The 26,842-nt window shown below is 63.3% G+C and carries 31 protein-coding genes, 1 tRNA gene and 1 pseudogene; 13 read left to right on the top strand and 20 right to left on the bottom strand.

The genetic code is table 11. From position 1 onward, the window contains the following. Position 1 precedes the first annotated feature (1 nt). A complete protein-coding gene (locus tag ACVWYI_RS19925) occupies positions 2-1,255 on the bottom strand; it encodes a hypothetical protein (RefSeq protein ID WP_456662961.1) in 1,254 nt (417 codons plus the stop codon). A gap of 118 nt (positions 1,256-1,373) precedes the next feature. Here ACVWYI_RS19925 and ACVWYI_RS19920 point away from each other — a divergent pair, with 118 nt between their 5' ends. Continuing rightward, complete coding sequence (locus ACVWYI_RS19920; RefSeq protein ID WP_247349066.1) at positions 1,374-1,601, top strand: DUF2171 domain-containing protein; 228 nt, start codon at positions 1,374-1,376, stop codon at positions 1,599-1,601. Positions 1,602-1,727: 126 nt separating this feature from the next. On the opposite strand, the gene ACVWYI_RS19915 is transcribed toward ACVWYI_RS19920, so the two are convergent. Both ACVWYI_RS19915 and ACVWYI_RS19910 read right to left on the bottom strand, forming a co-directional pair. Continuing rightward, a complete protein-coding gene (locus ACVWYI_RS19915; RefSeq protein WP_247349068.1) occupies positions 1,728-1,946 on the bottom strand; it encodes a hypothetical protein in 219 nt (72 codons plus the stop codon). Positions 1,947-2,202: 256 nt separating this feature from the next. Continuing rightward, positions 2,203-2,352 (bottom strand): hypothetical protein, encoded by a 150-nt coding sequence (locus tag ACVWYI_RS19910; RefSeq protein ID WP_354107460.1) that lies wholly within the window; start codon positions 2,350-2,352, stop codon positions 2,203-2,205. A gap of 218 nt (positions 2,353-2,570) precedes the next feature. Between ACVWYI_RS19910 and ACVWYI_RS19905 the strand changes: the two genes are divergently transcribed. Beyond that, a complete protein-coding gene (locus tag ACVWYI_RS19905; RefSeq protein ID WP_354107459.1) occupies positions 2,571-2,732 on the top strand; it encodes a hypothetical protein in 162 nt (53 codons plus the stop codon). Between the two features lie 100 nt (positions 2,733-2,832). Here the strand turns inward: ACVWYI_RS19905 and ACVWYI_RS19900 are convergent, their stop codons facing one another. From ACVWYI_RS19900 to ACVWYI_RS19890, 3 genes are all read right to left on the bottom strand, one after another. Continuing rightward, entirely contained in the window at positions 2,833-3,630 is a 798-nt protein-coding gene (locus ACVWYI_RS19900; protein ID WP_354107458.1) for a hypothetical protein, read from the bottom strand. 184 nt (positions 3,631-3,814) lie between these two features. After that, positions 3,815-4,063, bottom strand: coding sequence for a hypothetical protein (locus tag ACVWYI_RS19895; protein WP_354107457.1), 249 nt, complete (start codon positions 4,061-4,063; stop codon positions 3,815-3,817). Positions 4,064-4,160: 97 nt separating this feature from the next. Further along, positions 4,161-4,394, bottom strand: coding sequence for a hypothetical protein (locus ACVWYI_RS19890; protein ID WP_354107456.1), 234 nt, complete (start codon positions 4,392-4,394; stop codon positions 4,161-4,163). Positions 4,395-4,662: 268 nt separating this feature from the next. On the opposite strand from ACVWYI_RS19890, the gene ACVWYI_RS19885 reads away from it, so the two are divergent. Then, positions 4,663-5,010, top strand: coding sequence for a DUF6481 family protein (locus tag ACVWYI_RS19885; RefSeq protein ID WP_247349077.1), 348 nt, complete (start codon positions 4,663-4,665; stop codon positions 5,008-5,010). Between the two features lie 137 nt (positions 5,011-5,147). Here the strand turns inward: ACVWYI_RS19885 and ACVWYI_RS19880 are convergent, their stop codons facing one another. After that, a complete protein-coding gene (locus ACVWYI_RS19880; RefSeq protein WP_354107455.1) occupies positions 5,148-5,384 on the bottom strand; it encodes a pentapeptide MXKDX repeat protein in 237 nt (78 codons plus the stop codon). A 320-nt stretch (positions 5,385-5,704) separates the two neighbouring features. Between ACVWYI_RS19880 and ACVWYI_RS19875 the strand changes: the two genes are divergently transcribed. From ACVWYI_RS19875 to tnpC, 4 genes and pseudogenes are all read left to right on the top strand, one after another. Further along, entirely contained in the window at positions 5,705-6,727 is a 1,023-nt protein-coding gene (locus tag ACVWYI_RS19875) for a TRAP transporter substrate-binding protein (RefSeq protein WP_456662960.1), read from the top strand. Continuing rightward, positions 6,724-7,278: a TRAP transporter small permease gene (locus tag ACVWYI_RS19870; protein WP_247445657.1), complete on the top strand. Its 555-nt coding sequence runs from the start codon at positions 6,724-6,726 to the stop codon at positions 7,276-7,278. The genes ACVWYI_RS19875 and ACVWYI_RS19870 overlap by 4 nt, the downstream gene beginning before the upstream one ends. Continuing rightward, positions 7,275-8,633 (top strand): TRAP transporter large permease, encoded by a 1,359-nt coding sequence (locus tag ACVWYI_RS19865; protein WP_247349081.1) that lies wholly within the window; start codon positions 7,275-7,277, stop codon positions 8,631-8,633. Before ACVWYI_RS19870 ends, ACVWYI_RS19865 begins: the two co-directional genes overlap by 4 nt. A 148-nt stretch (positions 8,634-8,781) precedes the next feature. Continuing rightward, positions 8,782-10,241, top strand: a pseudogene (gene tnpC / locus ACVWYI_RS19860) (IS66 family transposase). 50 nt (positions 10,242-10,291) lie between these two features. Here the strand turns inward: tnpC and ACVWYI_RS19855 are convergent. The 4 genes from ACVWYI_RS19855 to ACVWYI_RS19840 are packed head-to-tail and all read right to left on the bottom strand — an operon-like array spanning position 10,292 to position 15,981. After that, positions 10,292-11,203, bottom strand: a complete 912-nt coding sequence (locus ACVWYI_RS19855; protein ID WP_247445656.1) for a hydroxymethylglutaryl-CoA lyase — start codon at positions 11,201-11,203, stop codon at positions 10,292-10,294. A 1-nt stretch (position 11,204) separates the two neighbouring features. Beyond that, positions 11,205-13,220 carry an acetyl/propionyl/methylcrotonyl-CoA carboxylase subunit alpha gene (locus ACVWYI_RS19850; protein ID WP_456662959.1) on the bottom strand — a complete coding sequence of 672 codons (2,016 nt, stop codon included), beginning with the start codon at positions 13,218-13,220 and terminating at the stop codon, positions 11,205-11,207. A gap of 4 nt (positions 13,221-13,224) precedes the next feature. After that, a complete protein-coding gene (locus ACVWYI_RS19845) occupies positions 13,225-14,829 on the bottom strand; it encodes a carboxyl transferase domain-containing protein (protein ID WP_456662958.1) in 1,605 nt (534 codons plus the stop codon). 24 nt (positions 14,830-14,853) lie between these two features. Beyond that, entirely contained in the window at positions 14,854-15,981 is a 1,128-nt protein-coding gene (locus ACVWYI_RS19840; protein WP_276001465.1) for an isovaleryl-CoA dehydrogenase, read from the bottom strand. Positions 15,982-16,138: 157 nt separating this feature from the next. Between ACVWYI_RS19840 and ACVWYI_RS19835 the strand changes: the two genes are divergently transcribed. Further along, positions 16,139-17,167 (top strand): AraC family transcriptional regulator, encoded by a 1,029-nt coding sequence (locus ACVWYI_RS19835; protein WP_247349087.1) that lies wholly within the window; start codon positions 16,139-16,141, stop codon positions 17,165-17,167. Between the two features lie 181 nt (positions 17,168-17,348). On the opposite strand, the gene ACVWYI_RS19830 is transcribed toward ACVWYI_RS19835, so the two are convergent. After that, the gene (locus ACVWYI_RS19830; protein WP_456662957.1) at positions 17,349-17,834 is read right to left on the bottom strand and encodes an Lrp/AsnC family transcriptional regulator; all 486 of its coding nucleotides are present in this window, start codon (positions 17,832-17,834) and stop codon (positions 17,349-17,351) included. 234 nt (positions 17,835-18,068) lie between these two features. Continuing rightward, positions 18,069-18,374, bottom strand: coding sequence for an ETC complex I subunit (locus ACVWYI_RS19825; RefSeq protein WP_247349091.1), 306 nt, complete (start codon positions 18,372-18,374; stop codon positions 18,069-18,071). Positions 18,375-18,634: 260 nt separating this feature from the next. Between ACVWYI_RS19825 and ACVWYI_RS19820 the strand changes: the two genes are divergently transcribed. Continuing rightward, a complete protein-coding gene (locus tag ACVWYI_RS19820) occupies positions 18,635-19,810 on the top strand; it encodes an OpgC domain-containing protein (RefSeq protein ID WP_354107446.1) in 1,176 nt (391 codons plus the stop codon). A gap of 41 nt (positions 19,811-19,851) precedes the next feature. Here ACVWYI_RS19820 and ACVWYI_RS19815 read toward each other — a convergent pair whose 3' ends face one another. Both ACVWYI_RS19815 and ACVWYI_RS19810 read right to left on the bottom strand, forming a co-directional pair. Beyond that, positions 19,852-20,046 (bottom strand): hypothetical protein, encoded by a 195-nt coding sequence (locus ACVWYI_RS19815; RefSeq protein ID WP_247349094.1) that lies wholly within the window; start codon positions 20,044-20,046, stop codon positions 19,852-19,854. Between the two features lie 785 nt (positions 20,047-20,831). Further along, a protein-coding gene (locus ACVWYI_RS19810) for an IS5 family transposase (RefSeq protein WP_456662956.1) occupies positions 20,832-21,583 on the bottom strand; the annotation gives its coding sequence in 2 pieces (ribosomal slippage) (positions 20,832-21,253 and positions 21,253-21,583; 753 coding nt in all). Positions 21,584-22,165: 582 nt separating this feature from the next. Between ACVWYI_RS19810 and ACVWYI_RS19805 the strand changes: the two genes are divergently transcribed. Continuing rightward, the gene (locus ACVWYI_RS19805; RefSeq protein ID WP_456662955.1) at positions 22,166-22,366 is read left to right on the top strand and encodes a hypothetical protein; all 201 of its coding nucleotides are present in this window, start codon (positions 22,166-22,168) and stop codon (positions 22,364-22,366) included. A gap of 111 nt (positions 22,367-22,477) precedes the next feature. Next, the gene (locus ACVWYI_RS19800; RefSeq protein WP_354103416.1) at positions 22,478-22,660 is read left to right on the top strand and encodes a hypothetical protein; all 183 of its coding nucleotides are present in this window, start codon (positions 22,478-22,480) and stop codon (positions 22,658-22,660) included. 286 nt (positions 22,661-22,946) lie between these two features. Here ACVWYI_RS19800 and ACVWYI_RS19795 read toward each other — a convergent pair. From ACVWYI_RS19795 to ACVWYI_RS19780, 4 genes are all read right to left on the bottom strand, one after another. After that, positions 22,947-23,023, bottom strand: a tRNA-Pro gene (locus ACVWYI_RS19795). Positions 23,024-23,140: 117 nt separating this feature from the next. Then, positions 23,141-23,626, bottom strand: a complete 486-nt coding sequence (locus ACVWYI_RS19790; RefSeq protein WP_247349099.1) for a DUF192 domain-containing protein — start codon at positions 23,624-23,626, stop codon at positions 23,141-23,143. A gap of 112 nt (positions 23,627-23,738) precedes the next feature. Further along, complete coding sequence (locus ACVWYI_RS19785; RefSeq protein WP_247349100.1) at positions 23,739-24,371, bottom strand: cold-shock protein; 633 nt, start codon at positions 24,369-24,371, stop codon at positions 23,739-23,741. Positions 24,372-24,594: 223 nt separating this feature from the next. Continuing rightward, positions 24,595-25,356, bottom strand: a complete 762-nt coding sequence (locus tag ACVWYI_RS19780; protein WP_354103417.1) for an SIR2 family NAD-dependent protein deacylase — start codon at positions 25,354-25,356, stop codon at positions 24,595-24,597. Positions 25,357-25,664: 308 nt separating this feature from the next. On the opposite strand from ACVWYI_RS19780, the gene ACVWYI_RS19775 reads away from it, so the two are divergent. Then, positions 25,665-25,829 (top strand): hypothetical protein, encoded by a 165-nt coding sequence (locus ACVWYI_RS19775; RefSeq protein WP_015686271.1) that lies wholly within the window; start codon positions 25,665-25,667, stop codon positions 25,827-25,829. A gap of 68 nt (positions 25,830-25,897) precedes the next feature. On the opposite strand, the gene ACVWYI_RS19770 is transcribed toward ACVWYI_RS19775, so the two are convergent. Next, positions 25,898-26,203 (bottom strand): hypothetical protein, encoded by a 306-nt coding sequence (locus tag ACVWYI_RS19770; protein ID WP_456662954.1) that lies wholly within the window; start codon positions 26,201-26,203, stop codon positions 25,898-25,900. Here ACVWYI_RS19770 and ACVWYI_RS19765 point away from each other — a divergent pair. Next, positions 26,202-26,714, top strand: a complete 513-nt coding sequence (locus ACVWYI_RS19765) for a hypothetical protein (protein WP_456662953.1) — start codon at positions 26,202-26,204, stop codon at positions 26,712-26,714. The two genes, ACVWYI_RS19770 and ACVWYI_RS19765, sit on opposite strands and share 2 nt — an antisense overlap. Positions 26,715-26,842 lie beyond the last annotated feature (128 nt).

Below are 26,842 nucleotides of genomic sequence, written 5' to 3'. Positions count from 1 at the left end.
GTCATTGACTCGACGCCCACCACGCGGCGATAGCCACGCCAAGCTCATCCCACAGCTCCGTCGGCAAATCGGGCACCGCCACCCGCACGCTGTACTCACCCGTGGTCGCGTTGTGAAACCACTCCGTCGCGGCGAAATCAAAACCGAAGCTGCCGGCGTGGCGGATCGGAAATCCCTTCCCGCTCAGGTCCCGGCTCATGTCTTCGGCGGCTTGCTGCGCGCTGGCCTGGTCGAGCGGACGCTGGCCGCGCAGCGTGACATAGAGGCCGTGGGTGAAGTGGAGCTCCGCTGAAAGCTGCGCCAACTCGGAGGCAAAGTATCGGCGCATGCGTCGGCCGTTGCGCAGCATCGCGGCGATGCGTTGTCTTGTCAGCCTCCAATAGGCGGCGGTGCCCACATAGGGCGGAAAGTGCGCCGGGAGCGCCGCGCCGCCGAGCAGGCGCACGGCCTCGCTCGTTTCCCGCGCCAGGTGCTCGCAGAGCGACGCGTTCGCGCCCTCGCCTGGTGTGACGAAAACCGCAGAACCGAGCCGGCCATATTCCGCCCCGAGCGAATCCAGCTTGGTATGGCTTCGCACCATCACGACGGGGATTCCGTATCGCCGGGCCCAACCGAGCACACGCCGGATGCGGCCCGATCCGCCGGCAAAACATGTCGTATCGAAAACCAGCAGATCGAGCGCGGATGGATCAACGCGAAGCGCCGCTTCGAACGCGCCGGCCGGGACGCATGAATCCAGCAGCAGAATCCGCCGCGAGCCCGCCCGCGCCAACGCATCGCCGAGCGGCAGCTTCAAGCTGACAAGCCGCAAATGCGGAACGAAGCGTTCGATCAACTCGATCGTCTCGCCGTAGCAGCCCGGCATCACCAGAATATCGGCCTTTCCGATGACCAGCGTCGAGGCCAGCAGCAGAGCCGAGATCGCGGCCATGCCCGAGGCAGTGTAGATCGCCTGTTCGGTGCGGCCGCATTGATAAAATGACGGACCGCGTACTTTAAGGTCGGCGCGCTGGTAGTCGTAGCTGAACGTGAATGGGCCGCTGGTGGGAGGCGACGCGTGCGACCAGGCCGTCTCCGTGGCCTTCCACTGATGCAACTCGTGCTCTGCCCGCAACGCCGCCGTGACCCGGAATTTGGACTTGATGACGTCGTCGACAGATCGCGGACATGCGAGATGCACTGGATGACTCAGGCAATCGTTCAACAGCCTGATCTCCCTGTGCTTCCGTTCCAGATAGGCCTCAATGCTCTCCATGCGGACCCGAAAAGTGCAACTGCCGTTCAACGTTTCGGAGGCGCGCTGGGTCCTACCACGACTGCCGCTTTGCAACGAAGACCGGTCTTCGCTGTTAATGCTGCATAAGGAGAACAACATGAGCGAAATCAGAGAGCACATGAAAATCATCGGCAAGGACGGCGCCCATGTCGGCACCGTCGATCGCGTCGAGGGCAACCGCATCAAGCTGACGCGGAAGGACAGCCCGGAGGGTCACAAGGACCATCATCATTACATCGACACGAAATATGTCGGTGCCGTTGAAGGCGATGTCGTCAAGCTTTCGGTGAATGCCGACGCGGTGCCGAAGTCGGAAGCGGCCTGACACAATGAACCCCTTCGGGGGCTTCTTGTTTGTTCACGGTCTCGCTCTGCTTCGTTCTCCGAAACGAATCGCGATCAGGAAATCGCCTTCGGAACGAGTCTTAACGCCGCGTTTCGTCGGCTCGCCTCAGGCGTCGAACGTCACGAGCACGGGCCGCAACCGGTAGGCATCGATCGCGGCGTTTGACAGTAGCAATCTTCGCCGTTCTCCGCGGAGCATCATGCGGTCGATCCTGTTCAGGATGAACTGGGCCGCCTCCCTGTGCTCACCGGTGAGCAGGCCGGAGTGGTCGAGATATTTCCAGGCAATCTCGAAGGACTGTGCGCGTAATTCGGGGTCGGTCATGGCCGCTCAACGTCGGCGGGGAACGGACGTTCCTACGGCAAATCGCAATCGGCTCCCTCCCGGCCGCCCTTCATGATCCCGAGAGGATGGAATTGAGGGACGCGGAACGAACCTGCGATCAGCGTGTTGAATAGTGTGTTGAATATTGAATGGTGCCGATCTGCCAGCCCCGATCGGCCCTGGAGAGCCCCGTGCTTGTCCCCCCGAGCGCGGGGTTTTTCGTATGCACACGGGCTTTTCTCGTGAGAGCGTCCGCTCAGGCCGCCCCATCCTCGCGCCGGTCGCGGGCGAGTTGATGCCAGGCCAGGGCCAGCTCGATGAGGCGCTGCCGGTCGGGGCCGTCGGCTGCCACGGCGCGCTTCATCGCCGCCTCGGCTTCGTGCTGTGGATCGTACGTGGTACACATGGGGCTCAGACTAGCCGGACGATCTGGACAAACGCATGGCAATTTCGTCCGGATGATTGCGGGGTTACCACCCACCCCAGGGATATGCCGCGCGAAGCCGAGAGGCCGCTCCACACAGACCGAACTGTGAAGTACGTCACAGCCTGCGCCCGGCGTCTCCGCTAAACAGCCTTCATCGCTCCCAGGAGAGCGAGAAGGCATGGGAGGTGTTTCCCGTCATGACACAAGAAGCCGCAGCCGAAGTTGCCGTCCCGACGCAGCGCGAAAGATCCGACCCGCTCGGCATCGCATATCTTGCGACCATCGGCATCGTGATGCTGGCCTGGATCGCAGGTCTGGTCTGGGCCGCGATCGCGTTCTTCAACTGGCTGGTATCCTGACCCGGGGGAGGATCAGTCTCTCTCAATTCTCGGCCAACGCCAAAACGAAAAAGAGGCGGGCTTTTTGCCCGCCTCTTCGTTTCAGGTCTCGCTTGGGGTCTCAGTAACAGGCGCGGGGATCGGCCTGCACATACTGGCCGCTCGGATAGCGGTAATAGCAGTTGCCCTGGGCCAGATAGTAGCCGGGACGCGAGGCAGCCGTGGCGCCGGCGATCGCGCCGGTGGCGCCGCCAATCACGGCGCCTGCGGCCGCACCCGAGGCGTTGCCCGAGATCAGGCCGCCCAGCACGCCGCCGACGATGGCGCCGCCAAGCGCACTTGCGCCGGGATCGGCCGGTGGCGGAGGCGGTTCATAGGCGACGGGCGGCGGGGCATAGGCTACCGGCACGTCGTCGTAATAGTCCTCCGAAATGTAGCCCGGCGGGCCGGCCATCCGCTGCGGATAATAGTACCAGACGCCGCCGACATCCCACCACCAGCCGGAGCGGCCGTTATGGACTTCATGGCGCCAGCGTCCGCCATCCCAGGCGACATTGCCGCGATAGGCGTGTCCGCCCCAATCGCGCGCCGGTGCGGGACCCCTGGCGTAATTGCGTCCGGGCGGCGGACCGCCGGCATTGCGCGGGCCAGGACCTGGAAGGCCTGGACCTGCATGACCAGAACCAGGACCAGGACCGCCAGCGTGAGGCTGGCCACCAGGCTGTGGCCCGGGCCGTGCCGCCTGCTGCGGCGGCGGACCCTTGCGCGAGTTCTGCGGCGGCGCACCGGCGCCCGGCCCGGCCGATGGCTGGGCGGAGTCTCTTGGCGGCCGGGCGTCTTGAGCCTGCGCCGAGACGGCGAGCAACGACATGGCCGAAACCAAGGGAATGATGATCTTCATGCGGCTGGACGCACTCATGCGTGCTTGACCCCCTACTCTCTCGATTGCCGTTAACGGCCGTGGTGCCTGGCGCGATAGACGATTCGCCTCGCGCTGAGCTGATGCCGGCTGACATAACTGACCTGCTTCGGTCGGCTAAGTCCCGTTACAAATGATTAAGATCACGGCATTTTTCGTTCGCGCGGGTTGCGCTGGAGTGCTTCTAACGCGCCGGCTCGATCACATTGCAGTTGCTTCGCCCGGACATCAGGCAATCCTGCATCTTGCTGGCGGAGGTGAGATCGCGGGCAAGCCACCAGCCGATTCCGAGGATCACAATCGCGATGATCAAGCCGGCGACGGCGCCGCGGCGGCTGTCACCGGATTGAGGCTTGGGCCGGGTTTTGGGCTTCCCACCCGGTTCGGGCTGGAGTTCAGGCTTAAGTTCGGGCTTGGGCTCGGGGCTGGACATGGCTACCTGGTCGCTCGGGCACGCGGGCTTTATCAGCTCTGCGACGGGGCGTCACATCCCGCCTCCGGCTCGGTCTTCTCAGTTCAGCCTCGCCGGTTCAGCCCCGGGTCGGCCGGATCGCATCCTTGCGCGAGGTTTCGACCGCCGGGATCGCGTGCTGGACCCGCGCGCAGGTCGTGAGCACAAACGCGGTCTGGGTGCATTCCCAATCCGCGCCTAGAACAGCACTTTCGATCGGCTGCGGACGGCCGAGGAGTAGCGTTGCACCGACCAGGGCTGCCACCGTCACGGCAATCGCGAGCGCCTTCAGGCTCAGTCGGAAGATCCTCATACCCGTGCTCCGTCGCGTATCGGGCGGACGCTAGGCGTCGCTCCGCGTGGCCCCCTATGAGGGACATCACAATTCGGCAGTTTTTCCGGGCTACGAGGCATCGTCGGGGGGTGGCGATATTTCGTCTGCCTGATCGGCTGCAATTTATGGGTGGCGTCGCGACGCGTGGCGATGTAAAGGCTTCTGCGTCGCGTGGCGCCTGCTATGCCCAGCCGACGTACCAACCGAAGTGATGTAGGATCGGAAGCGAGGAAGACAAGGCTCGTCGATGAGTGGATTCAGGGAACCAGGCTTCTCCGACCGGCAAAAGGCCGCGCAGGAAGCACGCAAAAATCTTTTGAACAAATTCAAGTCGCAGCCAGGGATCGACGATCCCGCGGTCGCGGCGAAGCGTGCCGAGCGCGAGGCCCTCGCGGCCAAGCGGGCCGAGGCGAAGGCTGCGCGCGAGGCGGAGAAGGCCGAGCAGAAGCGTCACGAGGAAGAAGCCTCGGTGCTCGAAGCCGCGCGGATCGCCCGCGAAGCCGAAGAAGCCGTCGCGAAGGCGGCTGAAGCCGAGGCCGAGCAAAAGGCCAGGCGCGACGCTCGCTACGCCGCCCGCAAGGCCAAGCGCAAGTAACGTTCGCAGGCCACGTTTCGCAAAGTCACGTTCATTTGAATTTGAGCTGAAGTATAATCCGGGGCGGTCCACGTGACCGCCCCGGAGTTTTTGGGCGCGCGTTTGCCTTTCCGCAAACGCCCGATGACGACCGAAGATCAGTTTTTCTTCATCCCGTCGTCTTTTTTCATCCCGTCCTTCGACATCGTATCCTTCTTCATTCCGTCCTTGGACATGGTGTCCTTCTTCATGCCGTCCTTGGACATCGTGTCCTTCTTCATCATACCGTCATCCTTGCCCATCTTGTCTTGAGCAAAGGCGGCCGGCGACATCGCGAGGCCGAGCGAGAGAACGGCCGCCGAGACGCCGAGCGCGATGCGGGTACGAATGGTCATGACTGGTCTTCCCTTCGAGATGATGTTTGTCAGCGACGGACGCCGCTATCTGATCTCGACGGATTGCCACGGGGCGTTGTTACGCGGACGCTGATAAATTTCTGCGCGCCCGTCGCCGCCCTTCGTTCGGCGTACACACGAGGATTGAAAGTGTGCAACGCAACATACCCGGCACTTGCCGCGGCATTGGGTCTCGAACTATCAGATGAGAGAACATTGCCTGAAAGACCGGCTAGGATGGGCCTCAGCGCAGTCTCAAAGACCAACTGAAAATCACAGCAAACAAGAACCATCAAGAAACAGTTCAAGGGGATAACACCATGCTCACGCGCCGCCACCTGATCGCGACCGCCGTCGCCGCACCCGCCATTCTCCGTTTCGGCACCGGTACCGCGCATGCCGCGACTACGCTGAAGATCTCGCATCAATTCCCGGGCGGCACAGTCGACAAGGGCGATTTCCGCGACCGCCTCTGCCGCATGTTCGCCGCCGAAGTCGCCAAGCGCAGCAATGGCGACATCGCTGCTGAAATCTATCCGAACTCCTCGCTGATCAAGACCAACGCGCAGTTCTCCGCGATGCGCAAGGGCGCGCTCGACATCAGCCTCTATCCGATGCCCTACGCCGGCGGCGAATTGCCGGAGACCAATATCGGCCTGATGCCGGGCCTCGTCACCACCTACGACCAGGGCATGCGCTGGAAGAAGGAGCCAGTCGGCAAGGCGCTGACCGACTTCCTCGCCGACAAGGGCATCATCCTGCTCAGCTGGGTCTGGCAGGCCGGCGGCGTTGCCAGCCGCTCCAGGCCGATCGTGTCGCCTGAGGACGCCAAGGGCCTGAAGGTGCGCGGCGGCTCACGCGAGATGGACATGGTGCTGCAGACCGCCGGCGCCTCGGTGCTGTCGGTGCCTTCGAACGAAATTTACGCGGCGATGCAGACCGGCGCCTGCGATGCCGGCATCACCTCATCCACCAGCCTGATCTCGTTCCGCCTCGAAGAGGTCGCGAAGTCGCTGACCTCGGGCGCAGGCGCGTCCTACTGGTTCATGCTCGAGCCGCTGATGATGTCGAAGGCGATTTTCGACAAGCTGCCGAAGAACCAGCAGGACGTCCTGCTCGCGGTCGGCACCGAGCTCGAAGCCTTCGGCCGCAAGGGCGCGCAGGACGACGACATCGAGGTCGCCAAGGTCTACGAGAAGGCCGGCGCCAAGGTCTCCGTGCTCGATGCCGCGACTGTCGGCAAGTGGCGCGACATCGCCCGCGACACCGCCTGGAAGGACTACGGCGCCAAGACCGCGACCGCTGCCAACCTGCTCAAGCTCGCTACCGACGTCGCTGCATGAGCCACGGTCCGCTTCCGGATCGTGACGACCAGGCAAACGCTGCCGCAAGGACCGGCCTTGCAGCGGCGATCGATCGCGGTCTCGCCGTCCTCAACAACATCATCGTCGTGTTCGCCGCGATCGCACTGATCGCGGCCTGCGCCATCCTGAGCTACAGCGTGCTCAGCCGCGCTCTGTTCAAGGCCGCCAATTACTGGCAGGACGAGGCCGCGGTGTTCCTGCTGGTCGGCGCCACCTTCATGACGGCCGCCTATGTGCAGCAGAACCGCGGTCACATCGGCATCGAGGCCTTCGTCGGCCTGCTCTCGCCGCTCGCGAACAGGATCAGGCTCTGGCTGGTCGATGCCGTGACGTTCCTGTTCTGCGCCTTCTTCGCCTGGAAATCCTGGACGCTGGCGCATGAAGCCTATGTCGACGGCCAGGTCTCGAACTCGATGTGGTCGCCGCCGCTGGCGATCCCCTATTCGCTGATGGCGTTCGGCATGAGTCTGCTCTGCGTCCAGATCATCGTGCAGCTTGCGCTGCCCTTCGCAGGAGCCAGGCGTCCATGAGCGTTTTCGGTATCGGCCTCGCCTACGGCATTGCGACGCTTGTCGTGATGTTCTCGGGCATGCCCATTGCGTTCGCGCTCGGCGCAGTGGCGGTCGTGTTCATGGGCATCTACATGCCCGCCGCCTCTCTCGATACGGTGACGCAGAACGTCTACGAGGAAATGGCCTCGATCACACTGCTGTCGATCCCGCTCTTCATCCTGAAGGGCGCCGCGATCGGCAAGTCGCGCGCGGGCCAGGATCTCTACTCGGCCCTCCACGCCTGGCTGCACCGCGTGCCCGGCGGCCTCGGCGTCGCCAACGTGTTCGCCTGCGCCCTGTTCGCGGCGATGGCGGGCTCCTCGCCCGCGACCTGCTCGGCGATCGGCTCGGCCGGCATCCCCGAGATGCGCAAGCGCGGCTATTCCGGCGGTTTTGCCGCTGGCATCATCGCCGCCGGCGGCACGCTCGGCATCCTGCTGCCGCCCTCGATCACCATGATCCTGTTTGCGGTCGCCGCCGAAAAATCGCTGGGACGGCTGTTCCTCGCCGGCATCGGCCCCGGCCTGCTGCTGGTCTCGCTGTTCGGCACCTACGCCGTGATCCGCTTCCGCCAGGAATATGCCGCGGCCGAAGCGATCTACAAGAACGGCGGACCGGAGGCCGCGATTCTCGCCCGCGACGAGTACACGCTGGCGGAACGTTTTAGCGTGCTGCCGCGCGTGATCCCCTTCGTGCTGCTCCTCACCGGCGTCATGATCGCGCTCTATGGCGGCTATGCCACGCCGTCGGAGACCGCCGGCCTCGGCGGCCTCCTGGCACTGGCGCTGATCGCGGCGATCTACAGTGTGTGGCGGCCGAGCGACCTTGCGCCCATCCTGAAGTCGACGATCCGGGAATCGACCATGCTGATGATGATCATCGGCATGTCGCTGCTTTATTCCTACGTGATGAGCTATCTGCACATCTCGCAATCGGCGGCCGAATCCGTCGTCGCGATGCACCTGCCGCGCTGGGGCCTCTTGTTCGCGATCCTCGTCATGGTCGTCGTGCTCGGCTTCTTCCTGCCGCCGGTCTCGATCATCCTGATGACCGCGCCGATCATCCTGCCGCCGCTCCGCGCCGCCAATTTCGACATCATCTGGTTCGGCGTGGTCATGACCATCGTGATGGAGATGGGGCTGATCCATCCACCGGTCGGCCTGAACATCTTCGTCATCCGCAACGTCGCGCCCGACATCCCGCTCCGCGAGGTGATCTGGGGCACCCTGCCCTTCGTGCTGCTGATGATGCTTGCAGTGCTGCTGTTGTGCTTCGTGCCGGGGATCTCGACCGCACTGCCGGATCTGGTGATGGGGCCGGACGGGAGCAGGTGACGCTCTCTCCCCCCGTCATTGCGAGTGGAGCGAAGCAATCCAGAATCTTTCCGCGTTGACAGTCTGGATTGCTTCGCTACGCGTAACTGCCCAGGTGGCCGTTTGTATTCTCTTGACTGACCACATGTGTTTGTGAGTCAAGGTATGGGTGACGCCGCCAAATTCCTCATTGTCTGTGGATGCCCTGCTGGCCCTGATTGGGGAGTTGCAGGAGCGCAACCTGATGTTGGAGCAGCAGAACGCATTGCTGACGGTGCGTGTGGCCGATCTGGAGCGTCGGCTTGGTCTGGATAGCTCCAATAGCAGCAAGCCGCCTTCGAGCGATGGACCGGGCCAGGCTTCTCGCCGGACACAGAGCCTGCGTGAGCGAGGGTTGAAGAAGCCCGGCGGCCAGCCCGGCCATGCAGGCAAACACTTGAAGCGGTCCGAACGGGTCGATCATACGATCATGCATTGCCCTGTTAGATGCGGGCGCTGCCGAATGGCGCTGGAGGGTGAACTGCTGGAACTTGTCGGCAGCCGTCAGGTGTTCGATCTGCCGGCGCCGGCGCCGCTGCTCGTCACGGAGCATCAGCTCTATCGTTGCAAATGCAGCGGCTGTGGCGCGGTCACGACAGGATCGTTTCCACCCGAGGTAAGGGCGCCGGCGCAATATGGCGTCCGGTTGGCCGCTGTGGTGACCTATCTGTCGGCGGGACAGTTTCTGCCTGAAGATCGGCTCGGGCAAATCCTCTCCGATCTGTTTGGCGTGACCATCTCGGCCGGCACGATCGGACAAATGATCGCCCGGGCTGCCAGCCGGACGCAGGATTTCGCTGCGGCAGTCTGCGAGCAAATCCGCCGGGCACCGGTCAAGCATTTGGATGAGACCGGGTTTTGGGTGGGCGCCACGCCGCAATGGCTGCATGTCGCGGGCACCGCCGGGATCAATGGGCTGGTGCATTATCGCGTCTCACCCAGGCGCGGCGAGGTGCTGACGCAAGCGGCGCATATCGTTGTGCACGACCATTGGACATCCTATTTTCTTTTCAGATGTCCGGTGTCACGCATGCGCTGTGCAATGCGCATCACCTGCGCGAGTTGACGGCGCTGGTGGACATCGATGGCGAGGCCTGGGCCCGGCGCATGCGCGGGTTGCTCCGCTGCCTGTGCCACGAGGTCAATCTGGCGTCAGAGCATCCAACCGACCAGACAGGCGCGCTGCGTCCCAACAGAATCCGCGCCGCCGAGCGACTTTATGACCGCATTATCCGCGCCGGTATCGCCTGGCACGAGGCGCTACCCGCGCTGCCTCGCGACATCAAGCGCGGGCGGATCAGACGGCGCACGGGCCATAATCTCCTGTTGCGCCTCAAGTTACATAAAGCGGCGGTGCTGCTGTTCCTGCACAACTCGGCGGTGCCGTTTACCAACAACGAGGCCGAGCGCGATGCTCGGATGATGAAATTGCGGCAGAAGATCTCTGCCGGCTTCCGCACCTCACAAGGCGCAGACAATTTCGCCACGCTTCGCACCCTGATCGGTACCGCTCGAAAGCGCGGATGGAACATGCTCGAAACATTGTCCCGATGCCCCACACAACTCATCCACAAACTCAGCGTCGCCTAACCGAGCAAACGGACCTGGGCAGTTACCGCTCCGCTCGCAATGACGGAGAACTAGCAAGCGACGCGCCTCTTCTTCGCGTTCAGCGCGGACGCCACGCGGCTCACGGGCGGCTTGCCCAGCACGCCGCTCATCGCGTTCGTGGCCGCCAGCAGCTTGTCCATGTCCACGCCAGTCCTGATCCCCATGCCTTCGAGCATGTAGACGACATCCTCAGTCGCGACGTTACCGGTCGCGCCCGGCGCGTAGGGACAGCCGCCGAGGCCGCCGGCGGCGGCGTCGATGACGCGGACGCCCTGCTCCAGGCCGGCGTAGAGATTGGCGAGCGCCTGGCCGTAGGTGTCGTGGAAATGCATCGCCAGCTTGTCGGCAGGAATGTTGGCGCCGACCGCGCGTAACATCTCCTTGGCCTTATCAGGCGTGCCGACCCCGATGGTGTCGCCGAGCGAGATTTCGTAGCAACCGAGCGCCCACAGCGCGTTGGCGAGATCGGCGACTGCTTTCGGCTTGATCTCGCCGTCGAACGGACAGCCCAGCACGCAGGAAATATAGCCGCGCACCTTCACACCATCAGTCTTGGCGCGCGCCAGTACCGGCTTGAACCGCTCGATCGATTCCGCGACCGTGCAGTTGATGTTGGCCCGCGAAAATCCCTCGGAGGCCGCCGCGAACACCGAGATGACTTTCGCGCCGGCCGCGCGCGCGGCGTCATAGCCCTTCTCGTTCGGCACCAGCACGTGGAATTCGGCACCCAGCAAATGGCTCACGCCGCGCAGCACGGCATCCGAGCTTGCCATCTGCGGGATCGCCTTGGGCGAGACGAAGGCACCGATTTCGACCGTGGTCAGCCCGGCCGCGACCAACGCCTCGATGAAGGCGATGCGCGCCTCGACGCTGACCGCCGTCTTCTCGTTCTGGAGGCCGTCGCGCGGCCCCATTTCGATGATGCGGACCTGGTCGCTCATGTCACTCTTCCAAAGGCTCGACCACGGCCAGCTCGACGCCTTCCTGGACGATATCGCCGACCTTGCATTTGACGGACTTCAGCACGCCGGCATAGGGCGCCCGCAGCGTCTGCTCCATCTTCATCACTTCCAGCGTCAGGATCGGTGCGCCCTTCTCGAGCTTGGCACCCACCTCCGCCAGCACGGCGACGACCGTGCCCGGCAATGGCGCCGCGATCTTGTCCGCGCCGGCCTGCTCCTCGGTCTCGCCGCCGAACGGATCGACCAAATGCAGGTCGAAGCGGCCATTGCGCGTGCGCAAATACAGCTCGTGGCCGTCGATCACGGCCGCGACCGACGTTTTGACGCCGTCAAGCGTCAGGTCGAAGCCGCCGTCCCGGGGCGCGATCGCAAACGCCAGCTCGCGTCCGCCGATCACCAGCGTCGATGGTCCGCTGCCATAATTCAGCGTGATCTTCTGCTCGGGCCCATGACTGACACCATGACCGGCGCGAAACGCAAAGTTGCGCTGGCGGCGGCCGACCGGCATCCAGCCAAAGGTCTGCCACGGCGAATTTGCGTCGCCTTGCGCAGCCTGCCGCTCGTCGTTGATCACAGCGGCGACGGCGGCGCAGAGCTCGAGCTCTCCGGGTGCCGGCGAGGCTTGCGTCAGAACCGCCAGCTCGCGTTCGATGAAGCCGGTGTCGATCGCATTCGCCCGCACCTTCGGATGCGTTATCAGGGCCGAGAGGAACGGGATGTTGGTGACGATGCCGCGGACGTCGGACTCTTCCAGACCGCGGTTCAGCCGCTCGATCGCGACATCCCGCGTCGGCGCCCAGGCGATCATTTTTGCCAGCATGGCATCGTAATACGGCGACACCGTATCGCCCTCGCGATAGCCAGCGTCGATGCGCAAGCCGCCGGTCTCGGCGGGCATCCGCCATGTCGAGAGCTTTCCGACCGACGGCATGAAATTCTTGGTCGGGTTTTCCGCGTAGACGCGTGCCTCGACCGCATGGCCGTTGAAGCGGATCTCGTCCTGCTTCAAGGGGAGCGCCTCGCCGAAGGCGACCCGCAGCTGCCATTCGACCAGATCGATCCCGGTGATCAGCTCGGTCACGGGATGCTCGACCTGGAGACGGGTGTTCATCTCGATGAAGAACACGTCCTTGCCGTCGGAGACGAACTCGATGGTGCCGGCGCCGACATAGTTGACGGCCCCCGCCGCCTTTCGCGCCGCGGCGCACACCGCCTCGCGCTGCGCAGGATTGAGCGTCGGCGACGGCGCTTCCTCGATCACCTTCTGGTGCCGGCGCTGCAACGTGCATTCGCGCTCGAACAGCGACACCAGATTGCCGTGGCTGTCGCCGATCACCTGCACCTCGATGTGCCGCGGGTTATCGACATATTTCTCGATCAGCATGCGATCGTCGCCGAACGCGGCTTTTGCTTCCCGCTTGGCGCTGACGATCGCAGGCGCGAGCTCGTCCGCCGAGCGCACGATGCGCATGCCGCGGCCGCCGCCGCCGGCGGAGGCCTTCACCAGGATGGGAAAACCGACGTTGTCCGCGGCCTTCGCCAGCGTTGCATCGTCCTGGGCCTCGCCGTGATAGCCGGGCACCAGCGGCACGCCGGCCTTCTCCATCAGCGCCTTGGAGCCGGATTTCGAGCCCATCGCCGTCATCATCCCGGCAGTCGGGCCGACGAAGACCAGGCCCGCATCGAAGCAAGCCCGCGCGAACTCGGCATTCTCCGACAGGAAGCCGTAGCCGGGATGTATCGCCTCCGCGCCGGTCTTCCGCGCGGCCTCGATCAGCCGCTCGACATTGAGATAGCTGTCGCGGGCACGTGCGGGCCCGAGCAGCACGGCCTCGTCGGCGAGCGCGACATGCATCGCGCCCCGGTCGGCCTCGGAATAGACGGCGACCGTGCGGAGGCCCATCGCGCGCGCGGTGCGGATGACGCGGCAGGCGATCTCGCCGCGGTTGGCGATCAGGAGCGTGCGAAAACGGCGGTAGAGCTTTGAGCGGTCCATCGCATCACATCCTGAACAGGCCGAATTTCGTCGGTTCGATCGGCGCATTCGACGCCGCCGAGAGGCCAAGGCCGAGCACGAGCCGCGTGTCGGCCGGGTCGATCACGCCGTCGTCCCAGAGCCGCGCGGTCGCGTAATATGGATGCCCCTGGCTCTCGTATTGCGCGCGGATCGGGTTGCGGAATGTCTCTTCGTCTTCTTTGGACCAACTATCGCCCTTGGCCTCGATATTGTCGCGGCGGACCTGGCTCAGCACCATCGAGGCCTGCTCGCCGCCCATTACCGAGATGCGCGCGTTCGGCCACATCCACAGGAAGCGCGGTCTATAGGCGCGGCCGCACATGCCGTAATTGCCGGCGCCGTAGGAGCCGCCGATCACCACGGTGAATTTCGGCACCGACGCGGTCGCGACCGCGGTCACGAGTTTCGCACCATCACGCGCGATACCGCCAGCCTCGTATTTCTTGCCGACCATGAAGCCGGTGATGTTCTGCAGGAACACCAGGGGAATGCCGCGCTGACAGCACAGCTCGATGAAATGCGCGCCCTTCAGCGAACTTTCACTGAAGAGAATGCCGTTATTGGCGATGATGCCCACCGGAAAACCCCAGATGTGGGCAAAGCCGCACACCAGCGTCGTGCCATAGAGCTTCTTGAACTCGTCGAACTCGGAACCATCGACGACGCGCGCGATGATGTCGCGCACGTCGAAGGGCTTGCGTCCGTCGACGGGCACCACGCCGTAGATCTCCTCCGCCGCAAACAGCGGATCGCGCGGCGGATGCATGTTAAGGTTCGGCCGCACGGATGGCTTGAACGTGTCGACGATGCGGCGGGCAATGCCGATCGCGTGCGCATCGTTCTGGGCGTAATGATCGGTCACCCCGGACTGCCGCGAATGCACGTCGGCGCCGCCGAGCTCCTCGGCGCTCACGACTTCGCCGGTCGCGGCCTTCACCAGCGGCGGCCCGCCTAGGAAGATGGTGCCTTGATTGCGCACGATGATGCTCTCGTCCGACATCGCCGGCACATAAGCGCCGCCGGCGGTGCAGGAGCCCATCACGATCGCGATCTGCGGGATGCCTTGCGAGGACATCTGCGCCTGGTTATAGAAGATGCGGCCGAAATGCCGCTCGTCCGGAAAGATCTCGTCCTGCAGCGGCAGGAAGGCACCGCCGGAATCGACCATGTAGACGCAGGGAAGATTATTCTGCCGCGCCACGTCCTGCGCGCGCAGATGCTTCTTCACTGTCATGGGGTAATAAGTGCCGCCCTTGATAGTTGCGTCGTTGGCGACGATCACGCATTCGCGGCCCGAGATGCGCCCCACCCCCGTCACGACGCTCGCGGAATGCACGTCGCCGCCATAGAGGCCATAGGCCGCAAGCGGCGATAGCTCCATGAACGCGGTGCCGGGATCGACCAAGAGGTCGACGCGCTCGCGCGCCAGCATCTTGCCGCGCGACGTGTGGCGGTTGCGCGAGACCTCGCCGCCGCCGCCGGCGACCTGGCTCAGCTTTTCGCGCAAGTCGGCGACGAGGGTGCGCATGGCCTCGGAATTGCGCGCAAAGTCCGAAGAAGACGTATCGATGCTGGAATGGAGCGGCATGTTGATTCCAATTTCGTGAAGGTTTTAAGCCGTCTCGGCCATCAGTTCTCGACCGATCAGCATGCGGCGCACTTCCGAGGTGCCCGCGCCGATCTCGTAGAGCTTGGCGTCGCGCCACAGACGGCCGACCGGAAATTCGCTGGTGTAGCCGACGCCGCCCAGCGCCTGGATCGCCTCGCCCGCCATCCACGTCGCCTTTTCGGCCGAATAGAGGATTGCGGCAGCGGAATCCTTGCGCAGGGTGCGCGCATGATCGGTGCGGTCGCAGGCGCGACCGACGGCGTAGACATAGGCGCGCGTGGCCTGCCAGGTCGAATACATGTCGGCGAGCTTGCCCTGCATCAGCTGGAAGTCGCCGATCGGCTGCCCGAACTGCTTGCGCTCATGCATGTAGGGCACCACTGCGTCCATGCAGGCTGCCATGATGCCGAGCGGGCCACCGGAGAGCACCGCGCGCTCGTAGTCGAGGCCGGACATCAGAACTTTGACACCTCCACCGACCTCACCCAGCACATTCTCTGCCGGCACCTCGCACTCGTCGAAGAACAGCGGATAGGTGTTGGAGCCGCGCATGCCCAGCTTGTCGAGATGCGGGCCGTGGGTGAAACCCTTGAAGCCCTTCTCGATGAGGAACGCGGTCATGCCGCGCGGGCCGGCCTCCGGATCGGTCTTGGCATACACCACCAGCACGTCGGCATCGCCGCCATTGGTAATCCACATTTTTGAGCCGTTGAGCACGTAACGGTCGCCGCGCTTGTCGGCGCGCAGCTTCATCGAGACGACGTCGGAGCCGGCGCCGGGCTCGGACATCGCGAGTGCGCCGACGTACTCACCGGAGATCAGCTTCGGCAGGTAGCGCTGCCGCTGCGCGTCGGTGCCATTGCGGCGGATCTGGTTGACGCAAAGGTTGGAATGGGCGCCGTAGGACAGCCCCACGGCAGCCGAGCCGCGCGAAATCTCCTCCATGGCGACGATATGGGCGAGATAGCCCATGTTGGAGCCGCCATATTGCTCCGGCGCGGTCATGCCGAGCAGGCCGAGGTCGCCGAGGCGCTTCCAGAGGTCCGCGGGGAACAGATTGGCTTTCTCGATGTCGGCGGCGCGCGGGGCGATCTCCGCCTCCACGAAAGCGCGCAGCGTGTCGCGCAGCATGCCGATGTCTTCGCCCAGATCGAAATCGATGCTCGGGATGTACAAGGCGATTCCTCCGTGTTTTGGGGACCGAACCTAGCGGCATCAGGGCCCTTCTGCGGTCGAAAAGGTTGCATTTTCCGCCAAACTTGGCGAGGATTTTCCCGAAGGATTTCCGATGCCCTTTCAAGTCGCAACCGCGATCCCGCGCCGCGCCGTGACCCCTGCCGCCTTCGTCCGCGGCGTCGTTGCCGCTTACGAACGCTACGGCCGTGATCCGACCGAGGCGCTGAGCCGGGGTCAGGTAGCGCCAGACCTGGTCAATTCTCCGGGTGGCCGGGTCACAGCCGGCCAATTCGAGGCCCTGGCGGGCCATGCGATGCGCGAGCTCGATGACGAGGCGCTCGGCTGGTTCTCGCGGCGCCTGCCCTTCGGCACCTATGGCATGCTCTGCCGCGCTTCGATCACGGCCCCGACGCTGGAGGTCGCGCTCAAGCGCTGGTGCCGGCATCATCGCCTCCTCACCGAGGACGTGCTGCTCGATCTCGCGGTCGGCGAGGAAACCGCGGTCGTCTCCATCCGCGAACTGCGCGACCTCGGACCGTTGCGCGAATTCTGCCTGGTCACCCTGCTCCGCTATGTCCTGGGTTTCTCCTGCTGGGCGGTCGATTCCAGAATTGCGCTCCGCGCCGCGGAATTCCCTTACTCGGAGCCGGGCCATGTCTCGGTCTATCCGACCATCTTTTGCCGGACCATCCGCTTCGATGCGGACCACGCCTGCATCATCTTCGACAAGCATTATCTCTCGCTGCCGCTCACGCGCAGCGCCAGTGATCTCGACAACATGCTCAAGGGTGCGCTGCGGCTGACCGTGCTGCCCTATCGGCGCGACCGGCTGCTGGTCGAGCGCGTCCGCCGCGTGCTTCGCAATGCGCGCGGACGCAGTCTCGGCGCCGAGGATGTTGCGAGAGAACTCGCGCTCTCCACCCGCACCATGCATCGGCGCCTGCGCGAGGAGGCAACCTCGCTGCGCGATCTCAAGGAAGAGGCAAAGTTAGAGCTCGCCAAGCAAGAGCTGATGCGCGGGCGCACCCCGATCAAGCGGATCGCGGAGATCGCCGGCTTCCGCAACGAAAAGAGCTTTTCCCGCGCCTTCCGCACGTGGACCGGCGCGTCCCCACGCGAGTTTCGCGGCCGGTACCGGTGAGACGCGGGCGTTATGGTTCGAGACGCGCCGCGAGGCGGCGCTCCTCACCAGGTTCTGACATTTCGCCGCCAAACAAGGCCTCATCCCGAGGAGCCCGCCCAAAGCGGGCGTCTCGAAGGATGCGCCACGAGGTATTTATTCGCCACGCTTCAGTGCGCAGAACCGCGGACTGTCATGCTGCCTATCCCGCCGCCGCGATCCCCTGCAGCGGCAACGGCACGTCCTTCGCGACGCCCAGCACGGGGAAGCTGCGGACGTTCTTCACGTTGGGCATCGCGGCGAAATGCAGCAGCTGCTGGCGCATGCTCTCGACGCTCGGCGCCACGCATTTGAGAAGATAGTCGGTGTCGCCCGAAATCCGCCAGCACTGCTGGATGCGCGGGATCGCTGATATCGAGCTCTCGAACGCCGCCAGCACCGGCTGCGCCTGGCTGCCGAGCTGGATCGAGACGAACGACACCACCTCGTAGCCGAGCAGCCGCTCGTCGATGACGGCGCGCACCGTCCGGATCACGCCGCGGCTGAACAGCGATTTCAGCCGCCGCAGGCAATTCGGAGCGGACACGCCGACGCGCAGCGCCAGCTCGTTGTTGCGAACCCGCCCGTCCTGCTGCAACTCGGCTAGTATCTTCAAGTCGACGCCGTCGAGCTGGTCACGCCCCGCCATACCCCACCTCGTCATGAGCCCGTCATGCACGTCAGCGAAGCACGCGGCGGAATTGGTGCCAAGAGGCAGCACGGTGGGAAGAATCCGCGTCGTGGCCGGGCATAACCGCACGAAGGACGCCGTCGTTTCCGCTCGCCTATGCCCCGGCCATCCAAGCTTTTACGCGGATGCTAAAACGTGGATGCCCGGGACAAGCCCGGGCACGACGAGAGTCTTGGGCGCGTGGCCCGCCCCTCAATGCGTCCAGGGCTCGCCGCGGCGGAACGAGAAATTGTCGGAATAAGCAACCGGCCGGCGCACCGACTCCTTGGGCTCGATCACCTGGTAGGCGACGCCTTTGCGCTCACAATAGGCGACGGCCTCTTCCTTGCTGTGGAAGTGCAGCGTGATCTGCTGCTTCATGTCGCCGGACGAGGTCCAGCCCATCAGCGGCTCGACCGCGCGCGGCTGCTCGGGCTCGTAGTCGAGCTGCCATTCCTTGGTCTTCGACCGGCCGGATTGCATCGCGTTCTTGGCGGGCTTGAAAATGCGTGCGGTCATGGATGGTCCGGGCCTCTTGTTCGTCTTTTCGTTCGATTTCGATGCGTCACGGTAGCAGTTGGTGGAAACCGCGGGCATAGTATAGAGACGCCTTTTGGGAACTGAATCGGTGATTCCGGCCCCCGGGGTGGCTCGCCGACGGGTATAGTCATTATGCTGCACCGTGACAATTGCGTACCCGCGTTCCGCGCCGGGATCCCGCCCGGCGCTACTGCCTCGCTGACATCAGCCTGTCCGTCCCCTCCGAAAGCTCCCGTCGCATGGCCTTCCTGAACATCAACGCCACGCTCCCCGAGAAGGGCCGTGACCTCAGGCTCGACCTGTTTCGCGGCATCGCGAACTGGGCGATCTTCCTCGACCATATCCCCGACAACGTGGTGAACTGGATCACCACCCGCAACTACGGCTTTTCCGACGCCGCCGACCTGTTCGTCTTCATCTCCGGCTACACCGCCTCCTTCGTCTATGCCCGGATGATGCTCGAGCGTGGCTTCCTCGTCGGCGCCACGAGGCTGACCAAGCGGGTCTGGCAGCTCTACGTCGCCCACATCATCCTGTTCGTGATCTACATCGCCTCGATCAGCTATCTGGCGCTGCGCTTCGGCGATTCCGAGATGATCAACGAGTTCAACGTCGCCGGTCTCGTCGACAACGCCACCGAGACGCTGCGCCAGGGCCTGTTCCTGCGCTTCAAGCCGCTCAATCTCGACGTGCTGCCACTCTACATCGTGCTGATGGGGCTGTTTCCGCCGGTGCTCTGGTTCATGCTGCGCAAGCCTGACCTGACGATGGTCCTGTCCATCGCGCTGTGGCTGACCGCCCGCCATTTCGGCTTGAACTTGAACGCCTATCCGGCCGGCCAGTGGTACTTCAACCCCTATTGCTGGCAGGTGCTGTTCGTGTTCGGCGCCTGGTGCGCCATGGGCGGCGCGCGGCGCTCGATGACATTGATCAACGCGCCGATCACGCTGTGGCTGTGTCTTGGTTACATGCTGTTCGCGCTGGTCATGACCATGGCCGGCCGCTTCCCGACCCTCGCCGGCATGTTCCCGGAATGGCTGTTCTCGGCGTTCAACCCGAACGACAAGACCAACCTCGCGCCCTACCGCTTCATCCACTTCGTCGTGATCGTGATCCTGGTGATCCGCTTCGTGCCGAAGGACTGGCCGGGCCTGGAATGGAAAGGGTTCGATCCGATCATCGTCTGCGGCCAGCAATCGCTCGCCGTGTTCTGCGTCGGCGTGTTCCTGTCCTTCGTCGGCCATTTCGAGCTGTCGATGAGCTCGGGCTCGCTGTTCGCGCAGATCTTCGTCAGCGTCGCCGGCATCGCGATCATGACGACGGTGGCCTATTACATCTCGTGGTCGAAGAAGCAGGACAAGCCGCTGAAGCCGCCGCCGCCCAAGCCGGCAGCCGCGGCGGCAAAGGCTACTTGAAGGGGCGGCAGCGATACCGCGCCGGTCAGCAGCAATGCCGTTCAGGCCGCGGCTTCGCTGTCGAACTCGGTGAATCTCTTGTAGATCCAGTCGCGGCCGTCATGGCGGCGCCAGACCCTGCCGTAAACGAGCTGCCCGTTGATCGAGCGGCGCGGCACGAGCACGGTCCAGAGGTGCCAGATCTCCGTCCAGCTCGCCTGCGGACCGACGGTTCGGAGGTTGCGATCGAAAGACATGATGCAGAACTCACAGGATACGAGCGCCGCGACGAACTGTGATCTCGTGTGAACACGAATTTCGGGCAGTCCGTCGCGCGCCGGGACCGATCTGATGACGATCGCTAAGCCTGCTGCAACAATCGCTCGCCCTTAACCTAACCGATCAACCTTACTTCTCGGGACGGAGCAGCAAGACAGGTTGAAAGCCGGCGCCAATTTTTCTAGAATGAACGAACGATTTGAGAATGAGCGCGCCGTTTTGAGAGCGCGCAGTGATTTTAAGCCGACATAAATTTTGAGAAACATAGATGGGCTGGGGCGACCACGATGAATTTGCAATGTGCATGCCTGCGCCTAGCGCTGCGATCAACGCCACCTGCGCTGTTCGCGAAGACGCCGGAGCAAGAGCCGCGGAAGGCCGCCAACGACAATCAATTGGTCTGGCCGTTCCTGCCGTTTCCGCTCGGCTGGTACGCCACGAACTGAACCTTCGAAAAGCGCAACGCCGCGCAAGCGGAATATCATCGCTTGGCGGCGTCCGTTAGGCATTGGGCGCTGAAATCCCCCAACACTCGTATGTCTATCGCGACGCTCAAAGGTTCGACGAAATCTTGCGAATTTCTGCGCGGCCACTTCGCCCCAATGCCTTGAAAAATCGCGCAGAAGTCGCGTTGCGCAGAGAATGAGCGCCAAGGGTTTGGAGGGAGCTCAAAAGCCTCCGCAAGCGCAGGGCGTCAGCGCCCGCCGCATTAGCCTATTTTGCTTTGTCGCCGTTGCCGAGCTTGTCTAGGGTCTGTTGGGATTCATCTGGAGTTTATCGCGGCCGCGGCCAGATAGATCATTGAAGTGAAGCTCTGGTCGGTCTTGTCGGCGCGCATTGCGATGCGCTTGAATTCCTTGAGCTTGCCGAAGAAGTTCTCGATGAGATGCCGCCATTTGTACATCTCCTTGTCGATGGCGAGAGGCTGTGCACGGCGCGGATGCTGGGAGATGACGACTTTGGCGCCACGCGCTTCGAGTTCGGCGATGATGGCGTTGCTATCGAAGGCCTTATCAGCGATCAGCGCGTTGAAGGCCAATCCCTCGATGAGCGGCGGCACGCCCACCGTATCGAAACGCTGTCCCGGCAGGAGCACGAAGCGCACGAGATTGCCGAGCGCATCGGTGAGCGCCAGAATTTTGGTGGTCATGCCGCCTTTCGAGCGGCCGATCGCCTGGCTTTGCGTCCCCCTTTTGCGCCCTGACCGTGGCGGTGGACCTTGACGATGGTGGCGTCGACCATGGCGTATTCCATGTCGGGATCGTCGGAGATGGCCTCGAACAGCCGCTTCCAGACATCCGCCTTCACCCAGTCGCGAAAGCGCGTGAATGTGCTATTCCAGTGGCCGAACATCACCGGCAGATCCCGCCAGGGACTGCCGGTTCGGGCGATCCACAGAACGGCCTCGACAAACAGTCGGTTGTCCTTGCCGCTGCGGCCCGGATCTCCCGGCTTGCCAAGACAATGCGGCTCCATCTTCGCCCATTGGGCGTCAGTCAAAACGAATCGGTCCATCCCAAGCTTGAATCACAACCAAGCCCCGATGAGAATCCTGAATCCCAACAGACCCTAGGGCATCGACCATCCGTCCAGATTTTCGGAGCGCCCGTTCGCTGTCCGCCTAGTCCGGTAACTGTGTTCCATCGCTTCGAGGTGGTGGCGCGTGAAAATGTCCGTGGCCGTTTCCAGCGCCACCCGATATCGCTCCGCCAGTTCGAGAACGAGTGTGCACTATGGTACTTAGTGTCGCTCGATGGTGTGGTGATAGCAGTGGATCGCGATTTCAAGAACGAAGTGTTTTCCAGTTTTGATCCAACCCGGTTAAGCCCTGCGACGAGTGCGGCAGGAAGCCTCTTTCCGTCTTGAAAATGCTCAACCCGCAAAACGGTAAAATAGTTCGCATGTTCAAGTGCGAATGCGGTGCGCAGACCTGGACCACAGACCTGGACCGAGGAAAAAGAGTAAGCCCCCTCGGTGACATGGTCATTCATGACCAATTCCCGCTTCTCACCATTTTGACGATCACAGGTGCCTGATTTGCGGGAACCGGAACCATCATTGTACGTTGGGCGCGAGTTCATTGGCTGGAGTATGACCATGGCGCCACGACGCAGGATCATCCAATCCTCCCCACTCGAAGTACGGCTTACCGAGGAAGCGAAGCGACTTCGCGAGAAAGCCAACACACTTCCACCGGGCGCTGCCCGCGAGGCACTGATCCGCAAGGCCCGACAAGCTGAAACCGGCTCGTACATGAGCGAGTGGCTGGCGTCTCCCGGCCTGCAGGCGCCTGAATAGGACCTCCGCCGCGCTCGTGATACGTTAGCTGCCATCAGCGGCCACGGTATCGGGCGCCGCTGACTGAGAGACGCCATAGCGCTCCCCCGCCTGCTAGCAGGGAGTGCTTGTGTGACAGAGCAATTCAGTCCCAAGACCCAGGAATTGTTGGACCGCGCTCAACGCGCGATAGCCAAGGCCATTGCACTTCGCAAATTGAGCCGCAGGCAGCGATCAGATGCCGAGCGAAAAACGTTCGAGCTTGAAATGACGATGTATCGTGAGCGGGCGCAACAGCTGCAAAATAAGAACTAGGGCTGCGGGGCTTGACGACGGTTGCGGTGCCGGAGTCTGATCGGCCGGGTGACAACATCAGCGCGACATCGACGAGCTCGCGCGCATGGAGCGCATCTGCCTGGATCTGGCGGAGGAGAGCACTCTGTCCCTTGAGCGCGTCGCCCTGATCGAGATGCCGGCCGGTACGGTGCCGCGGCAGCCGAGCCCGCAAGCCCGCTAAGCGTTCAGACTTCCCATGGTCTTCCCAATCCAAATTACTGGGAAGATCGGGCTTTGCATTTCTGCCGTAAGTACTTGAAATCGCTGGTCGGGGCAGCTGGATTCGAACCAACGACCTGCAGTACCCAAAACTGCCGCGCTACCAGGCTGCGCTATACCCCGAATGTCCGGCGAGCCCCGTCGATACACGCTTCCCAAAGCGCCAGCAAGCCTTTCCAAGGCGCCCCCGCAAGCTTCCTAAAAAGACCGCCAGGGACGGGGGCAATAACCCCTTCCCGCCTACTTGCTACCGAACAGCGGGTGGCCGACGCGATCGCCGGCGCGGATGCCGTATTTTTGCGCCGTCCCCGCCACCACCTCCAGAACGGCGCGCGCGGGCCCCCTGGATGAGATGATCCTGGTCGACATCGGCTCGGTATTTTCGGCGATGCGCAGGATGCGGCCGTCGGCGCGAATGAAGATCATGTCGAGCGACACATAGGTGTTCTTCATCCACATCGAGACTTCCTGCTCGGGATTGAAGTCGAACAGCATGCCTTTGCCGTCGGCCAATTCCTTGCGGTACATCAGGCCAGTCTGCTTCTCCTCCTCCGTCGTCGCGATTTCGACCGAGAACACCTGCACACCGTTTTTGGTGACGATCTCGAGCGGCTGGAAGCTGGCGGCGCGGACGGGTGCGCTCGCGACGGCACAGCCGGCGACGACGAGGATGGCGGCAAGCCAGCCCTTCGCAACGGCGAAGACGGCCTTTCGATCGAAATTCATGGACGGCACTCGAGGCGTGGGACTGGGCCAGTCCTTACGCGGCGGTCGCCGGAAAAGCCAGAGGCGCGCCGGTCAGCCAACGCGCCTCTGCTCACGATCGCGGGAATTGGAATTAGTGGGACGAGACCGGCGACCCCGTCTCGGGATGGATCTCGGCCGCCATCATGCCCTTGGAGCCGGGCCCGAAGCGGACCAGGACATACTGGCCGGGCCGCAGTTCGGTCATGCCGAAGCGGCGCAGTGTCTCCATGTGCACGAAGATGTCGGGCGTGCCCTCGCCGCAGGTCAGGAAGCCGAAACCGCGCAGCCGGTTGAACCATTTGACCTGGGCTCGCTCCAGCCCGCTGGTCGCGGTGACCGAGACATGGGTGCGCGGCGGCAGCATCTGCGCCGGATGGATCGCGGTCGATTCGTCCATCGAAACCACGCGGAAGGCCTGGTAGCCCTTGGCGCGCTGGATGCACTCGACGACGATGCGGGCGCCCTCGTAAGCGGTCTGGAAGCCGTCACGCCTAAGCACAGTAACGTGCAGAAGCACGTCGGGCCAGCCATTGTCGGGAACGATGAAGCCGTAGCCCTTTGAGGCATCGAACCATTTGATAACGCCGTGAACCGCGACGAGATTGGCGCTGCCCTCACCAAGTTCGGTGAAGGGACTAAGCGCGCTGTCGCGACCACCACCGCCGTGTTCGCCCACGGAGGGAACTCCGACCTTCTTGGACTCAAATCCGTCCGACGACCCCATAACCCCGGACCCCACACATGCCATGCGACCCGCCTGAATAGCGGCGCCGAATCACGCGTCTTTAGAGAATCTAGAGAATCTTCCCAACAGAGAATCTTCTCAACTCGACGCGACGCGAATCTTTCGACTCAAAAGATAACACTCCCGGTTGCGACGCATAGACAAAAAAGAGATTCGCCGGAACCTATGAACAGCTTGCACGGCCGCGAATCAAACTACCGCCTCAATTAGCGACAAAGGGCCCGAGCGTTTCGCCGATGTCGTGGCGGATCACGAGGTCGGCGATATCGTCCTGCTCGGTCGGCTCCCGGTTGATGATCACCAGACGTGCACCTGATCTCTTCGCCATCATCGGAAAGCCCGCGGCCGGCCATACCACCAGCGAGGAACCGGTCGCGATGAAGAGGTCGCAGGCTTGCGACAAAGCGGTTGCACGCTGCATTTCGTCCTCGGGCATCATCTGGCCGAAGGAGATCGTGGCAGTCTTCACCGGCTCGTCGCACGCGGTGCAGTTGGGCGCGGCGCCCGCCTCGTCGAAGCGGCGCTTCACCCAGTCGAGCGGATAGGCCTGCCCGCACCCGATGCAGCGCGCATAAGTGGTGTTGCCGTGAAGTTCGATCACGTGCTCTGCAGCGAAGCCCGAGGCCTGGTGCAGATTGTCGATATTCTGGGTGATGATCGCGGGAACCTTGCCTGCGCGGTAGAGCGCGGCGAGCGCGCGATGGCCGCGGCCAGGCTTGGCGGCCGCGAAGACCTCCTCCATCGCAAAGCGCCGGCGCCAGGATTCGTCACGCGCCTCCGGGCTGGCGACGAACTCATCGAACGGGATCGGACGGTTGCGCGTCCAAATTCCGCCCGGCGAGCGGAAGTCGGGGATGCCGCATTCGGTCGAGATGCCGGCGCCGGTGAACGGCACGATCCGTTTGGCCTCGGCGATCATGTCGCCGAGACATTCGACGCCGCTGCGAAGATCCGATGCAATCAACGCCGCCTCCCGTTTGTTTTGCCTTTTTGTTTTGCCGGTTTGTTTTACTGATTAATTTTGCTGATTTGTTTTTGCGCTAGCTGCAATGTGCGCAAGCGACAAGACTGTTGACGCTCTTATCCACTGCCCCGCAAGCGTGGTCGGCAATTCTTTCCGCCCTTCGCATATCACAATCCTGCAATGCCTCCTCCCCATTGACGCCCCAATCAGAAGCGCCAATGCATATGTTGACGCGACTCAACGCGATTGCGGCGGCAGTGCTTGAGTTCAGGAGTGTACACATACTCCACGTGTAGAGGGGATTTGACATGACCGAGGACGAACAACGCAAAATCCGCGAACGCGAAGAGATCGCCGCCCGTGTCGCCGCCTTCCGTGCCACGCAGGAAAAATTCAAGCGCGAGCGTGAAGAGTATTTCGTGTCGACGCTCGACAATGCCCGCAAGGTGGAGCGGCCCTCGCTCTGGCCGTAAGACACCAGATCACCCATCCATGAAAAAAGCCCGGAGCATTGCCCCGGGCTTTTCATTTGGTCCAGCCGTTACCAGTGACGGTAATAATGGTGGCGGCGATAGTACGGTCCACCGCCATAATAGGCGTACGGGCCAGGGCCGTAACCATAGGCCGGGCGACCATAGTAGCCATACCCCGGGCCGTAGCCGTAGCCGTAGCCGTAGCCGTAAGGACGGGACGCTGCGACAGCGCCCGCGGTGATGGCGCCGGCAGCCAAGCCAAACGCGAGGCCCGGGCCGATGCCGCGACCACGCGCCTCGGCGGGCGCAGGCGCAGCAATCGCGGTCACGCCGACGGCCGCAACGGTAGCCAAAATTGCCAATGTCTTCTTCATGACCTCCTCCGTGATATTCGCAGAGGCAACGCCGCCGCCGCGCGATGGTTGCGCGCAGGCTGCGGAACTCAGCGCCGTCAAAATTACGAAACGAGGGGAACGAAATCGATCGGGCGCGATTGCACCTGCAAGTGCGGAAGCCTCCGCTATCCGGTTGAGGCAACAGCACGAAGACCCCCGTCAGTATCTTCGCGATGCTGGCGGGGTTTTCAGTTTCACGGGAGGCAAATGGCAGCGGACGATCATTGCTGCCAAGGGGCGGATGATCGAGGAGGAAAGAATGCCAATATCCGCGCTGCTGGCCCGAATTCGCAGGCTCCTTCCCAGATCCGGCAACGAGCATTACGACGAGATCGTCCGCAATTTCGGTGTCGGCACGCTGCGTCCGCCGCCGACGCCAATGAGCGACGGCGAGCTGGCGCGGGCCATTGCCGAGTTTCTGAAAGAGACACCGTCGAGCTCATCCGTCGCGACCCTAGGACGGCGGATCGACCCCTCCTCGCCGCTCTGACGCCACACTCGAACGGAACTCTCGCAGGCCCGGAACGGGGGGCGCATACGCACGTTGAGCTTGCCTTCACGACAGGAGACACGACATGCCCGTTTGGCTTGAAATTTTAGTCAACCTGTCCGGCTATG

It is taken from the genome of Bradyrhizobium sp. LB13.1 (assembly GCF_054056815.1).
This window is presented reverse-complemented; position numbering and strand designations above follow the sequence as displayed.